Here is a 13,935-nt window from a genome sequence, read left to right as displayed (position 1 = left end):
TCCCCCTAAAAAATAATACAAAAACTACCTTAGGCTGTTTTGTACTAATGTTTCAAACAACTAAGGCAGTATTTTATTTCAACAAGTTACATACTAATATTATTCTTAACACTATTATCTAACACTTGTTAATTATAACATTAAAAAAAGCTATCTATCAAGCAAAATAGCGTATATTTTCTACTTATTTTGCCTTAAATACTCATACATCAAGACACTGCCTGCGATAGCTACATTTAAGGATTCTATCTTTCCTAGCTGTGGCAAGACTATTTTCAAGTCACTCGCTTGCAAAAAAACTTCACTAACCCCATTTGCTTCATTCCCTAAAACTAAGGCCATTCTAACTGGCAATTCTATTTCATAAACATTTTGGGCGGCCTCTAAACTAGTAACTAAAATTTTATAATTACTAGCCTTTAATCGCTCCAAAACTTCCAGCCGAGACATTCCGATAATCGGGACACGAAAAATACCGCCCATACTCCCTCTAACAACTTTAGGCGCATAAAGGTCCGCGCAATTTTCCACTAGTACTATCGCCTGAACACCTGTTGCCACTGCTGTTCTAATTAACGTTCCTAAGTTGCCAGGATCTTGAATTGTCTCCAACACCAAGATTAACCCATTTTGGCTCGCCAATTTTTCCAAATCCAGTTGTGGTTTGGGCATATATACAGTTGCTAAAATCCCCTGAGCAGTTTGTACATCTGATATTTTCTTTAAAATCTCTTCATTAATTTTATAAAAATTCTCACAAGCTTGTTGCAATTGATTAATTTTTACAGATGCTAAATTAGCAAGGGCAGTCTTTTCGATAAAAATATCTTTAATCTGCCAGCCACTATCTAAAACCTCGTCTATAAGTTTCCAGCCCTCTACAATAAACAATCCTTGTTGCTGACGATATTTTTTTAAAGCTAAATTAACACAATCTTTAACTACTGTATTTTGCAGGCTTTGTATTTCGATCATACCAAGGCCTCCAAACGTCTAATTCCATCATTTTTACCAACTAAAATTAATACATCGTCAGCATTAATTATGGCGTGCGGCGAGGGTGGTACTTGAATGCCATTTTTATTTTTCAGGGCTACTACATTGACTTCATATTCATCTCTTAAGCGGGTTTGTGCCAAAGTATGCCCCACTATAAAGCGGGGGGCATGAAATTCTACCACGCTCAAATTATCATCTAATTCCACAAAATCTAAAATGCTACTTGAAGCAATATTATGCGCCACTCGTTGTCCCATGTCGATATCCGGATAAATTATCTTATCTGCGCCAATTTTTTCCAACATGCGTCCATGTAAATGGTTATTAGCCATAACTACAATTTTAGCTACACCAAATTCTTTTAAAATTAATGTCGTAAATAAATTAGTTTCTACACCTTCGCCAATTGCCACAACTACAGCATCAAAGTTTCTAAGCCCCAAAGAATATAAACTTTCTTCATCGCGAGCATCCATAATAACGACATGCGTTAAAATATTACTATAAGCTTGCACTTTTTCTTCATCAATATCAATACCCAAAACCTCGTGGCCTAATTCATTTAAAGTTCTAGCTACACTACCGCCAAATTTCCCTAAGCCAATTACCGCGTATTGTTTTTTATTTTTCAAAATACTCACCTCTACCCTATAATTACTTTGCCTTCGGGATATCTAATCGCCGCCTCTTTGTTTTTATGCAAAAGTGCATAAGCTAAAGTTAACGGACCCACCCGTCCAGCAAACATTGTAATAATTAATGCAATCTTGCTATTATCTGTTAATGCAGGCGTTAATCCACAAGATAACCCCACGGTTGCAAATGCCGAAATAGTTTCAAAAAACAAATATAAAAAATTATTGCCTTCAAAAATATTCAGCAAAAAAGTAACCGAAATCACTAAAATGCCTGATAGCGTAAACACAACATAAGCTTTATGTATTGCATTTTGACTAATGCTACGATAAAAAATAGTAGTTTCGGACTTGCCTCGAATCATACTCCAAACAGACATAATTAAAATATAAAAAGTCGTGGTCTTTATCCCCCCTGCAGTTGAAGCAGGGGACCCACCTACAAACATTAAGGAGATAATTAAAAATATCGTCGAACTATTTAAAGCCGTCAAATCAATCGTGTTAAATCCTGCCGTACGCGGCGATACAGCTTGGAAAAAGCTAGCTAGCAGTTTGGCTTGTAGGCTCAAGCCCCCCAAAGTGTCCACATTATCTTTTTCCAATATATAAATACCAACACTACCTACTATAATTAACAACACCGTGGTAAAAATAACCACCTTGGTATGCACTAGTAACCTTTGCCAGTTTTTTTTCTCAACAACATCTACCATTACCGTAAAACCTAAACCACCTAAAATTATTAAACTTGCAATTGTCAAATTTATGATAATATCGCCACTATAACTGGTAAGACTACTATAACCACCAAGTAAATCAAAACCGGCATTACAAAAGGCCGATATTGCATGCCAAAAGCCAAAATAAATTCCTTTTAGACCATAATCTTGATAAAATCTTAGCGCTAAGATTATCCCAGCTAAAAATTCGATTAAAAAAGTATATTTTATAATAATTTGTGTTAATCTTACCATTCCTGATAACCCATCTTGATTGAGACTTTCTTGCATTAATAAACGTTGTTTTAAATTCACTCTTCTGCCCAAAGCAACAATTGTCATTGTTGCCCCGGTCATAACGCCAATAGCCCCTAACTGAATAAGAATAATAATTACCATCTGTCCAAATATCGTAAAGTGTGTACCAGTGTCTACTACAACCAAGCCTGTTACACAAACAGCCGAAGTAGCTGTAAACAGCGCATTTAAAAAACTTAAACTTTCATCGTTAGTGCTTGCCCAGGGTAACATTAGCAGTAGTGCCCCTGTAAAAATCAAGATTGCAAAACTTAAAACTACAATTTGATAATTAGAAAAATGCCAACTAAATTTTCTTAATAAAGCTTCCAAAACCATTGCCTCCTATTGTTTATACCGCGCCACTCAATAATTGCTTTAAATCTGCAACAAACTCTTGTACAACACTTTCACTGGTCGCCCATGATGTTACTAAGCGAACAGCTGCACAATCTTCACTTATTTCTTGCCAGATATAAAAGCTGTATTTTTTTTCTAGACTAGCAATAACCCGTTTACTCAAGATTGGAAAAATTTGATTTGTATCCGTATTCACTAAAAATTCACATTCTAAGTCTTGCAAGGCCATTTTTAAAAGTTTTGCCATTTTATTAGCATGCTCTGCTAATTGATAATAAAGTCCAGCTTTAAACATTTCCCAAAACTGCACCCCTAAAAACTGACCTTTAGCCAACATAGCACCGCGTTGTTTAATGTGATAGCGAAAATCTGTTTGTAGTTTTTGTCGACAAATTACTAAAGCCTCGCCAAATAATGCTCCATTTTTCGTGCCCCCAATATAAAATGCGTCCGTTAATTGAGCTATTTGCGCTAAATTCACATCGTTTTTTTCCGACATCAACGCCGAACCTAGTCTAGCACCGTCGATGTAAAAATACAAGTTTTTTTGCTTACATAATTCACTTATTTTATTTAGTTCCGCATAAGAATATATTGTACCGATTTCAGTTGGTTGAGAAATATATACCATCTTAGGTTTAACCATATGTTCATCTGTATGTTCCTTTAATACTGCTAATATTTGTTCTGTTGTCAATTTTCCTTCTGTAGTGGCAACGCTAATAATCTTATGACCTGTTGATTCAATCGCTCCTGTTTCATGAACCAAAATATGCCCAGTATGTGGAGCTATTACGGCTTCATAAGGACGTAAAAACGCCGCCATAACCGTAAGGTTAGTTTGAGTTCCGCCTACAAGAAAATGAATCGCTGCATCTTTTTTAGCAATTATATTTTTTATCAATTCTTTAGCCAACTCACTATATTGGTCTTGTCCATAACCAATATTTTGTTCGGCGTTTATTTTTAAAATTTGGTTTAAAATTTGAGGATGTGCCCCCTCGCTATAATCGTTTTTAAAACTGTACACTATTATCACATTCCTTTTCCGTAATATTTTTCTAATATAATATGTTATCAGGCAAAATAAAATTTTTCTAATTATTTTATAATTTTTTGTAAACAGCAGCAGGATTATGCATAAATTTATCGAATTATTAACACAAAGAGTTAACGTACCACATTTTTGAAACAAGGGGGATCTTATGATGAAAGATTACACTAGTAACAAAATACGCAGCGTGGGCATTGTCGGTCACAGCGGTTCGGGTAAAACTTCGGTTGCCGAGGCTTTACTGTTCCGTTCCGGCGCAATAACAAGAATGGGGAAAATCGAGGATGGTTCTATGACTACCGATTACGAACCAGAAGAAATTAAACGTAAAGTTACAATTAGCTCTGCTTTAGCTCCGGTTGAATGGAAAGACAACAAAATAAACTTCATTGACACACCTGGTTATGCAGATTTCGTGGCTGAAGTCAAAGGCTGTCTTCATGCTGTAGACAGTGCTTTAGTGGTAGTATGTGCTTATTCTGGTGTAGAAGTCGGCACTGAAAAAGTTTGGAACTATGCTGAAGAACTAAACCTACCTAGAATTATTTTTGTAAACAAAATGGATCGTGAAAATGCTAACTTTGAAAAAATTGTCGACACTATGCAAGCAAATTTTTCCAAAAGAGTAATTCCTTTGCAAATCCCAATTGGTTCGGAACAAAATTTTCGCGGCATTGTCGATATAGTTAAAATGAAAGCGTATATTGCCCAAGGGAATATTTATATAGAAGAAGAAATTCCTGAAGAACTGTTAGATATCGCCACTATTTCTCGCGAAGCAATCATCGAAGCTGCCGCTGAGGTTAATGATGAAATTCTAACCAAATATTTTGATGGTGAAGAACTAAGTGAAGAAGAAATAATGCTTGGTTTAGTTGATGGCGTAAAAAACGCTCGTATTTTCCCTGTATTTTGTGGTTCTACTAGCAAAAATATTGCCATTGGACGTCTCTTAGATTCTATCACTGATTACACACCTAACGCTAGTGAAAAAACGATACAAGTTACAGATAAACGTACCAACAATCCTATTACCCTCAATCCCAATAGTTCTTTGGCTGCTTTAGTTTTTAAAACTACCACTGATCCATTTGTCGGCCGTTTAAGCTTTTTGAAAGTTTTTTCTGGCAGTATCACTCCGGACAGTACAATCTATAATATTAATAAAGATAAGACAGAACGCGTTGGCAACATTTTTAGTTTACGTGGCAAACAACAGCTTCCTTTAACTAAAATTGTGGCGGGTGATATCGGCGTTGTTGCCAAATTACAAGATACTTCAACTGGTGATACAATTTGCCAAAAAGAGCAACCGCTCCAATTTGAAAGTATTTCTTTTCCTAAGCCAATGTATACTTTAGCCATCGAAGCAAAAAATAAAAACGATGAAGATAAAATCGGGACTGCCATCACCCGTCTAATGGATGAAGATCCAACCTTTATTTCCTATAAATTAGCCGGCAGTAAAGAAAAACTCATTAGCGGTATCGGCGACCAACATCTTGATATAATTTTAGAAAAGATGAAACGCAAATTTGGTGTAGAAGCTAATACCCATCTACCTAAAATCAGCTATCGCGAAACCATCCGTGGTGTTGCTGAAGTCGAAAACAAGCACAAAAAACAAAGTGGCGGACATGGACAATATGGACATGTGAAAATTAAAATCGAACCTATTGAACCTGGAAAAGGGTTAGAGTTTGTAGATGCCATTTTTGGTGGGGCCGTACCTAGACAGTATATCCCCGCTGTAGAAAAAGGCGTCCAAGAAGCTATGCAGTCTGGCGTGCTAGCAGGTAATCAAGTCGTAGATGTTAAAGTTACCCTACTAGATGGTTCTTATCATACAGTGGACTCTTCTGAAATGGCCTTTAAAATAGCTAGTAGTGGTGCTTTCAAAAAAGCTGCCCTGCAAGCCAAACCTGTTATTTTAGAGCCAATTTATGAAGTTGAAGTAGCTATGCCTGATAATTACATGGGGGATGTAATCGGAGACTTTAATAGTCGCCGTGGTAGAATTGCAGGTATGACACCTGGTGAGAAAGGACAAGGAAAAGTTATTGCGCAAGTTCCTTATGCAGAAATGCTAGATTATGCTGTGCAACTTCGTTCACTTACTCAAGGCCGTGGCCAATTCGATATGCATTTTTCTCATTATGAAGAAGTGCCACATAAAATAGCAGAAGAATTAATTAAAAACAGTAGTAAATCCGAATGATTATATAATTATACTATAAAAAGCGCACTTGCTAAAGTTTCCTAAAAAACTTTCAAGCAAGTGCGCTTTTTTTAACTATTTGCGATACCGCATTAATTCAGCTTGTTTTTTTAATTCTTCAATTCGGCTGGCAGTAGTCGGATGTGTACTAAAAAGACTCATTAACCATTGCCCTTTGCCCGCTAGTGGATTTACAATAAACATATGTGCCGTTGCTGGCGTAGCGTTAGTATCCGGCTGATAAGTACCCCGTGCAAACATCTCCATTTTGCTAAGAGCACTAGCCAATGCCAACGGATTACCTGACAATTCTCCCCCAGTTCGATCTGCCAAATATTCACGCGAACGAGAAATACCCATTTGAATTAGCATTGCCGCCAATGGCGCCACTATCATCATTGCTAAGGAGCCAACTAATCCGCCTGCCCCTTCACCATCATCATCATTGCTACGTCCCATTCCGAAAATCGCACCCCAACGTACCATATCAGCAATCATTGTAATCACCCCAGCTAAACTAGCCGCGATCGTACTAATTAAGGTGTCACGATTTTTCACGTGCGCTAACTCATGAGCCATAACGCCCTCTAATTCTTCTAAAGTCAACATTCTCAGAATTCCTCTTGTTGCCGCTACTGCAGCATTCTCTGGATTTCTGCCTGTTGCAAAAGCATTAGGTGCATCCATATCAATTACATATACCCTAGGCATAGGCATATTTGCTTTTCTTGCTAATTTCGCAACTAAACCAACTAATTCTGGTGCTTGTTGCATACTAACTTCTTGAGCATTATACATTTTTAAAACTATTTTGTCACTAAACCAGTAACTTACAAAATTTATCCCTAAAGAAATAATTAACATAATCATCATGCCGCCTCGACCAGCAAAAGCCCCACCTACTGCTACCAATAGGGCTGTCATCAAGGCCAATAAAGCAGCCGTTTTTAAAGAACTCATATACCCCTCCTAAACATAAACTAATGTTTGTTTTATATCATTCATACTAGCGGAATTTTCGCCAAAATACAAGTATAAATTTGTAAATTTTTTGTGAAATTATTTGCAAAGTTCTTGTTCAATTGCAGTTAACATATTTTCACTGTTTTCGCGGACTTTCTTCTTTAATAGCGGATTTAATAAGCCGGCAATCATAGGGATCCCAAATTCAAAATCTACAAATAAACTAATTTCTACCCCTTCCGTTGTTTCTGCTAACTGCCAGTAACCAGTAAACTTTTTTAAATCGCCTTTTATTTGCTGATACTCAATCCGATACTGTTGCGGATAAAATAAATCTTCTTCAGTCCACTCAATCTTCCGCCCATCAACATTAGAAATCCAATGGGTTGTCGTTTTATTTAATTCCCTGGACAGCAAAGTTACACTAAGCAAATCCGGCATGAATCGTGGATAACTAGGCATATCACTGATTAGCTGATAAATATCGTCTATCTTGCCACTAACTTTTTTACTTACTAATACACTTGGCATTTTTTTCCCTCTTTTCTATAAATCTTCTATTGCTTCATTGGCAGTAGCTACTGCACACGCTATTTTTGCCAATACAATATCAATCAATTCTCTAGGCATGTTCAAGGCTGGTTCTAGCCTAATTACTTTGGGATTATTTAGGGTGTAAGCAATCAAAATTCCATCATCGATTAATAACGATAAAAGCAAACCGCCCACGCCCTCTTTACTAAGCTCTAGCCCCAGCATCATTCCTAAACCACGGACTTGAGTAATTACTGCGGGGTATTTATCTTGGATAGCCCTCAATCCTGCCAAAAAATATGCGCCATTATCACGTGCTAACGCCAGCAGCCCTTCTTTTTCAATAACTTCTATTGTAGCTAAAGCAGCTGTGCAAGCTAATTGATTACCACCAAAAGTTGTAGTATGTAAAAATGGTGATTCAATTAAGCCCTGCCAAACTTTTTCTCGCGCCACTATTGCTCCAATCGGCATAACTCCGCCACCTAGTGCTTTTGCCAATGCAATAATATCTGGCACTACAGCTTCGTGCTCAACTGCAAAATATTTACCAGTACGCCCCATTCCTGTTTGCACTTCATCTACTAACATCAATACACCATGCTGATCACAAAGTTCGCGAATTTTTTGCAAATATCCTGCTGGCGGTAAAATAATTCCACCTTCTCCTTGAATCGGTTCTAAAATCACTCCAGCATAGCTAGAATCAAGTTTTTGTTCTAAAGCCTTAATATCCCCAAAAGGAATGTGTTCAAAACCATTTAACAAGGGTTTAAATGGTTCGCGAAATAACTCCCGTCCAGTGGCTGATAATGAACCTAAACTTTTGCCATGAAATGAATTTGTCATACATAGAAACTTACCTTTACCAGTAGCCAATTTTGCTACTTTCAACATCGCTTCTACAGCTTCTGTACCACTATTTACAATAAAAGAATATTGCAAGTCTCCTGGAGTTATTTCCGCTAATTTTTCGGCTAAATCTGCTAATTGACGATTGAACAGAACTTTGCTCGATAGAGGTATCCTTCCTACCTGTTCTTGAACAGCTTTTACAACTTGAGGGTGACAATGACCTAAGGCAAAGACCCCATAACCACCTAAGCAATCAATATACTCTTTATCTTGCTCATCATATACATAACAGCCTTGAGCCCTATTTTCAACACTATTTAAACCCATAAATCTAAATAATTTCGCCATCGCTGGATTTATATATTTTTCATATTTACTAATAACTTGTTCAGTTGACATGCTTCCACTCCCTAGTAATTATTTTAATTTACTAAATCAGATACATAAACTAATTTTACACCCATACTTTTAATTTCTTCAATAGTTGCCAGTAGCGCCGTAGCTGTAGCGGGGCGCACATGACAAATCGCAATATGCGTTCCATCATTCAAGGCAGCTTTTGCGGCCTGCAACATCCGCCCCTTAATATAGCTAACATCAGCTTCACCATCTAAAAAAGCCATGTTCCTTGCATTGGGAACGCCCATTTGTGTAGCTACTTTATAAGCGATAGTTTTTGGTTGGGTATAACTATCTACAAAAAACAAATCCCGATTACTTAACACACTTAATACTGCTTTCACCACCCGTTCATCAGCCGTAGCTCGCGAACCTTGATGATTATTTACACCAATAACACCTGGTAAACTATCTAAAGCAGCTTTAGTAGTGGCGATAATTTCATTTTCTGTCATATCTACTGTTATCGTGCTTTTTTCTGATTGTGCTGCTTGATTTAAGGGTTGCATCGGCAAATGTAAAATTGCTTGTTGCCCCGAAGCCTTAATCAATCTTAAACTATCCTCTGAATAGGGTCGATATGGTAAAATCGCAAAAGTTAATGGTACCTCTATTTGTAACATTTTTTCTAAAGGTTCCAATGAATAGCCTGCATCATCAATTATTAGAGCTAAACGACCATTGCCAGCGCTTTCTTTCTTTTTACTCTTTTCTTTATTTGCTGACAAAAAAAGTAATTTATCAGTTACAAATACTCCCTGAGCCGTTTCAAACCCAATCTCTAAACTAATGGCTTTGTTAGCACTAGTAGTTTTCTCTTCCTTTTGTGCTTGCATTTTCAAGTTATTTTTTTCTGCAAAACCTTTTAGTTTTTCTAGCACTACCTCTAGATTGTCTTTTTCGGTCAAACGAATTTCCATACTTCTAGTTAAACCACTGCTACCATGTTGTTTACTTTCTAACCGTGACTGTTCTTCAACTGCCCAATTTTCATGTTGTGCAAAAAATTTATCTAGCAAGCGTAAGGCTTGTTTACTTTCTTCTTTATAGTCACTTTTATTCAATACTACTTGTTTAGTTTGAGGTTGTTCTTTTCCTGCATCAGATTTAGTTTTATTAGCAAAAAAATACCAACTTGCTAAGGCACTAACTACTAATATGGCTATAGCAAAAATTGTTATATTACCCCACCTATACTTCTTCATAACTGCCTACCTCCTGTGCAATGAATTTGGCTACGTCTTCCATTTTTGTTTTTTCCGTAACTTCTAACCATTTTATATATGACATTTTCTTAAACCAAGTAATTTGTCGTTTCGCAAAGCGACGCGTAGCCTGTTTAATATTGTATTCGCAAGTATCATAATCCACTTCACCTTGAAGATATTCCACAACTTGTTTATAACCAATTGCCTGTAAAGCCTGTGACTGGCTAGAAACTCCATCCGCCAACAAATTTTTTACCTCCGCAATTAAGCCAGCTTCTAACATTTTATCTACACGCAAATTAATTCGCGCGTATAATTTGCTCCGCTCCATATTCAAACCATATACCCAAGCCTGATAATCAGGTCGAATTTGTCCAGTTGAACTAGCCTGTTCTTTATTTTCTCCCGCTAACGCTATTTCAATTGCGCGAATAACACGAAAACAATCATTATAATGTAGTTTTTCGGCCATTGCCTTATCTAATTCTGCCAAACGCAGATGTAATGCTTTATTCCCATACTGGCTCGCAAATTCTTCTAATTCTTTTCTTAGTTGTACATTTTCTTGCACATTCAAAAAAGAATAATCCTCTAGAACTGCTTTAAGATAAAGTCCTGTCCCCCCAACTAAAATCGGCATTTTCCCTTTGGCATTGATAGAAACTATTAATTCTTCAACCTTTTTTTTAAAGGTCAAAACATCAAAACTCTCTTTTGCTGTTAAAATATCAATCATATGATGTTGAATACCCGCCATTTCTTCTCTAGCTGGTTTAGCACTGCCAATATTTAAGCCCTGATAGACCAAGACACTATCTCCCGAAATTATTTCTCCATCTAATAATTGGGCTAATTCAATTCCCAAATCACTTTTACCAGTAGCCGTGGGCCCCAATAAAACAATCACTTTTTTTTTCATGTTCTATACCTCAATAACAGCATACTTTATTTTACTATATCTACCACCACACACCCTTGTTAGCGGTAATTTAGCAAATAAACTATTATATTTGTTTTCTTTAATAACAACACGTCGCCTAGCTACACGCAGTGCCTGCTCTATAGCTAATAAAGTTAATTCTTGGCTACAAGCGAATTCGCGCAAAGGTTGCATGTTACTCGAACCATGCACAGGGTGTTCAAACATCGGGTCAAAATAAACAATATCATAACTGGCATCAGCCTGCGACACCAAATAACTCAAATGATCTTGGCAGTGAACCTTGATACGCTGTGCTGCGTTTTCTAACAGACCTATAGTTGAATAATCTTTTAATCCTTGCGTCACAATAAAACTTATCCACTTAGAAGCTTCTATTCCGGTAATCGTCCCCTGATTTCCCAATGCATATGCACAAACTAAAGCATCGCTTGCTAAGCCCAACGTAGCATCTAAAATCTTCATGCCGGTTTGTAGTTGCATTGCTTCCAATAAATTATCGGTTCCGCCTTTCAATAGATTTTCGATCCTTAACTTAGCCATACTCGGGTGAAAAAAAAATTCTTGCTCTGTGGTTTTTAATTTCCACCCAGAATTTTCTAGAACTAAGATCGCTTGTAACTCATTTTCTTCCAACATTGCAGTTATTGGTTTTCGAGCTAAATAAGCAACTTCCAGTTGCCGGGCATATTGCTTGGCTAATTCACATTGAGCCCAGCCCGCCTTATTACTTACAGTTATGGCTACCTTCATCTTCAACTCCGCTTAAACATTTTATTTAATTCATGATCTGTAAATTCGATCATAATTGGCCGCCCATGAGGACATGTAAAAGGATGGGTAGTTGCCAATAATTCTTCTAACAAAAGCTGCATCTGTCCTAAATCTAAATTTTTACCCGCTTTTATTGCTGCTTTGCAAGCAACCGAGTGTGCCACGGCTTGTCTGAAATCAGCTAAAGTTGGCTTTTTATATTCTAACAAAGTTTGTAACAAATAATTAAAAAACTCTCTAAAATTTTCACTATTAATTGCAGCAGGCACACTAGCAACACGCACTGTCTGCTGTCCTACAAACTCTAATTGCAGACCAATTTGTAGAAAATGTGCCAAATTTTCTTGAATTAACTGTTCTTCCGAACGCAATAACTTGATATACTCCGGTACCAAAAGCTCCTGTACATAATTAGCTTGTTCTTGCTGAACCAATTTATCATAAATTATTCTTTCATGCGCCGCATGTTGATCTATAATTACTAGTTTATCCCCTTGTTCTGCTAAAATATATTTGTTTAAAACTTGTCCTAGAGCTTGCAATTTAGAAAACTTTTTATCCTCAAACAATGAACTAGCATCTTGAAGAGGAACAACAACTGAAGCTACCTCGCCCGTAATTGGATCAAATCCAGTTTTTAATTCTGAAAGTTCCTCATTGAAGAAAGATTTTTCATTTATAGTTTTCATGCTTTCTAGCGCTATATTAGGCACTACTGTTGTTGTCGCTACTGAGCTACGTTCTACTTCAGTAATAATTTGCGACCGCTCTTGTTGCTTTGTGGCAACATTATTTCTAATTGTTGCCTCTATTTCCGAATGAGCAGCCCGCCAAATTTCACCTGTTTCTTGCTGTTTAGGATAAATATAATTCTTTTCTTGGCAAAAACTTACCAGTCTTGGAGAATTATCCTTGGAAACTTCTGCGGCATTGCTTATTGCCTCGATATTTTGAGTTCCTTGTTTTTCTTGCAAAACTAATTCCTCTAATGGATATTCTAAAGCATTTAAAATGGCACGATAAAGATGCCGATAAACAAAACTATCATCGCTAAACTTTACTTCTTGTTTTTGAGGATGCACATTAACATCAACCTGTTCAGTATCAATTGTAATGTTTAAAAGTGCAAAGGGATGTGTTCCTCGAGCTATTTTAGATTGATAAGCCGCATCAATAGCACGATATACAAGCTTGCTAGTAATACTACGTTTATTGACAAAAGCTAATTGCAAAATTCTACTACTTTTAGTAAAACTAGGTCGACTAACGAATCCCGTAACCACAATGCCCGCAGCTTGCAAATTCACAGTTAACAAAGCTTCCGCCACTTCACTACCATATAGAGCCTGAATACAGTCCTGCAACTGTCCACTACCCGGTGTTTTTAAAACTAGTCGCTCATTATTTTTCAAAGTAAACTTTACATCTGGCCTTGATAAAGCTAATTTGGTTATAACTTCATTTATATATCTTGCTTCCGTACTAACTGTTTTTAAAAATTTACGCCTTGCGGGCAAATTATAGAATAAGTTTTCCACAAATACCGTCGTTCCTAAGTTTGCTCCTGTTTTTTCTAGCTCTTTTACCGAACCACCTGCAACTTGTACAATAATTGCCAGCTCATCTTCTTTAGTACGTGTCAAAAGCTTAAATTCTGAAACCGAAGCAATACTTGGCAAGGCTTCACCTCGAAAACCTAATGTATGAATTTTAGCCAAATCCTCTGCAAGGTTTATCTTACTTGTTGCATGCCTTTCAATAGCCAGCAAGGCATCTTCAGCCGACATTCCTTGCCCATTATCAGTAACTCGTAAATACTCTATCCCGCCTTGGATAATTTCAACATCTATTACTGTCGCCCCAGCATCCAAAGAATTTTCCACTAACTCTTTTATAACCGAAGCGGGCCGTTCTACTACTTCGCCTGCCGCTATTTGATTGGCCACATTTTTATCTAAAATTTTAATTTTCGCCATC

General features: G+C 36.9%; 12 protein-coding genes. 1 reads left to right on the top strand and 11 read right to left on the bottom strand.

Going from position 1 to position 13,935, the window contains the following annotated elements:
- Positions 1-180: 180 nt before the first annotated feature.
- Genes SUCMO_RS0104110 through SUCMO_RS0104095 form a run of 4 tightly spaced genes read right to left on the bottom strand, consistent with a single transcriptional unit; the run spans position 181 to position 4,043 of the window.
- A complete protein-coding gene (locus tag SUCMO_RS0104110; RefSeq protein ID WP_019879244.1) occupies positions 181-975 on the bottom strand; it encodes a TrmH family RNA methyltransferase in 795 nt (264 codons plus the stop codon).
- Positions 972-1,631 (bottom strand): potassium channel family protein, encoded by a 660-nt coding sequence (locus SUCMO_RS0104105; protein WP_019879243.1) that lies wholly within the window; start codon positions 1,629-1,631, stop codon positions 972-974. The genes SUCMO_RS0104110 and SUCMO_RS0104105 overlap by 4 nt, the downstream gene beginning before the upstream one ends.
- Before the next feature lie 11 nt (positions 1,632-1,642).
- Positions 1,643-2,992, bottom strand: coding sequence for a TrkH family potassium uptake protein (locus SUCMO_RS0104100; protein WP_033297097.1), 1,350 nt, complete (start codon positions 2,990-2,992; stop codon positions 1,643-1,645).
- Positions 2,993-3,005: 13 nt separating this feature from the next.
- Positions 3,006-4,043: a threonine aldolase family protein gene (locus tag SUCMO_RS0104095; RefSeq protein WP_019879241.1), complete on the bottom strand. Its 1,038-nt coding sequence runs from the start codon at positions 4,041-4,043 to the stop codon at positions 3,006-3,008.
- Positions 4,044-4,221: 178 nt separating this feature from the next.
- Here SUCMO_RS0104095 and fusA point away from each other — a divergent pair, with 178 nt between their 5' ends.
- The gene (gene fusA / locus SUCMO_RS0104090; protein ID WP_019879240.1) at positions 4,222-6,285 is read left to right on the top strand and encodes an elongation factor G; all 2,064 of its coding nucleotides are present in this window, start codon (positions 4,222-4,224) and stop codon (positions 6,283-6,285) included.
- A 75-nt stretch (positions 6,286-6,360) separates the two neighbouring features.
- Here fusA and htpX read toward each other — a convergent pair whose 3' ends face one another.
- From htpX to mutL, 7 genes are all read right to left on the bottom strand, one after another.
- Complete coding sequence (htpX, locus tag SUCMO_RS0104085; protein WP_019879238.1) at positions 6,361-7,245, bottom strand: zinc metalloprotease HtpX; 885 nt, start codon at positions 7,243-7,245, stop codon at positions 6,361-6,363.
- 99 nt (positions 7,246-7,344) lie between these two features.
- A complete protein-coding gene (locus SUCMO_RS0104080) occupies positions 7,345-7,779 on the bottom strand; it encodes a type II toxin-antitoxin system RatA family toxin (protein ID WP_019879237.1) in 435 nt (144 codons plus the stop codon).
- Between the two features lie 15 nt (positions 7,780-7,794).
- Positions 7,795-9,036 carry an aspartate aminotransferase family protein gene (locus SUCMO_RS0104075; RefSeq protein ID WP_019879236.1) on the bottom strand — a complete coding sequence of 414 codons (1,242 nt, stop codon included), beginning with the start codon at positions 9,034-9,036 and terminating at the stop codon, positions 7,795-7,797.
- 23 nt (positions 9,037-9,059) lie between these two features.
- Positions 9,060-10,241: a divergent polysaccharide deacetylase family protein gene (locus SUCMO_RS10950; RefSeq protein WP_019879235.1), complete on the bottom strand. Its 1,182-nt coding sequence runs from the start codon at positions 10,239-10,241 to the stop codon at positions 9,060-9,062.
- The gene (gene miaA / locus SUCMO_RS0104065; RefSeq protein WP_019879234.1) at positions 10,228-11,163 is read right to left on the bottom strand and encodes a tRNA (adenosine(37)-N6)-dimethylallyltransferase MiaA; all 936 of its coding nucleotides are present in this window, start codon (positions 11,161-11,163) and stop codon (positions 10,228-10,230) included. Before miaA ends, SUCMO_RS10950 begins: the two co-directional genes overlap by 14 nt.
- 3 nt (positions 11,164-11,166) lie before the next feature.
- Positions 11,167-11,937 carry a class I SAM-dependent methyltransferase gene (locus SUCMO_RS0104060; RefSeq protein ID WP_019879233.1) on the bottom strand — a complete coding sequence of 257 codons (771 nt, stop codon included), beginning with the start codon at positions 11,935-11,937 and terminating at the stop codon, positions 11,167-11,169.
- Positions 11,938-11,939: 2 nt separating this feature from the next.
- Positions 11,940-13,934, bottom strand: a complete 1,995-nt coding sequence (gene mutL, locus SUCMO_RS0104055) for a DNA mismatch repair endonuclease MutL (protein WP_019879232.1) — start codon at positions 13,932-13,934, stop codon at positions 11,940-11,942.
- Between the last annotated feature and the right edge of the window lies 1 nt (position 13,935).

Source organism: Succinispira mobilis DSM 6222, assembly GCF_000384135.1.
GTDB lineage: Bacteria > Bacillota > Negativicutes > Acidaminococcales > Succinispiraceae > Succinispira > Succinispira mobilis.
The sequence above is the reverse complement of the archived record's forward strand: the minus strand, read 5'-3'. Positions and strand labels throughout refer to the sequence as shown.

What these genes read in the sequence shown, in the direction of transcription:
- SUCMO_RS0104110 (WP_019879244.1), bottom strand. Translation starts at nt 975, where the DNA reads ATGATCGAAATACAAAGCCTGCAAAATACAGTAGTTAAAGATTGTGTT.
- SUCMO_RS0104100 (WP_033297097.1), bottom strand. Translation starts at nt 2,992, where the DNA reads ATGGTTTTGGAAGCTTTATTAAGAAAATTTAGTTGGCATTTTTCTAAT.
- fusA (WP_019879240.1), top strand. Translation starts at nt 4,222, where the DNA reads ATGAAAGATTACACTAGTAACAAAATACGCAGCGTGGGCATTGTCGGT.
- htpX (WP_019879238.1), bottom strand. Translation starts at nt 7,245, where the DNA reads ATGAGTTCTTTAAAAACGGCTGCTTTATTGGCCTTGATGACAGCCCTA.
- SUCMO_RS0104080 (WP_019879237.1), bottom strand. Translation starts at nt 7,779, where the DNA reads ATGCCAAGTGTATTAGTAAGTAAAAAAGTTAGTGGCAAGATAGACGAT.
- SUCMO_RS0104075 (WP_019879236.1), bottom strand. Translation starts at nt 9,036, where the DNA reads ATGTCAACTGAACAAGTTATTAGTAAATATGAAAAATATATAAATCCA.
- SUCMO_RS10950 (WP_019879235.1), bottom strand. Translation starts at nt 10,241, where the DNA reads ATGAAGAAGTATAGGTGGGGTAATATAACAATTTTTGCTATAGCCATA.
- miaA (WP_019879234.1), bottom strand. Translation starts at nt 11,163, where the DNA reads ATGAAAAAAAAAGTGATTGTTTTATTGGGGCCCACGGCTACTGGTAAA.
- SUCMO_RS0104060 (WP_019879233.1), bottom strand. Translation starts at nt 11,937, where the DNA reads ATGAAGGTAGCCATAACTGTAAGTAATAAGGCGGGCTGGGCTCAATGT.
- mutL (WP_019879232.1), bottom strand. Translation starts at nt 13,934, where the DNA reads ATGGCGAAAATTAAAATTTTAGATAAAAATGTGGCCAATCAAATAGCG.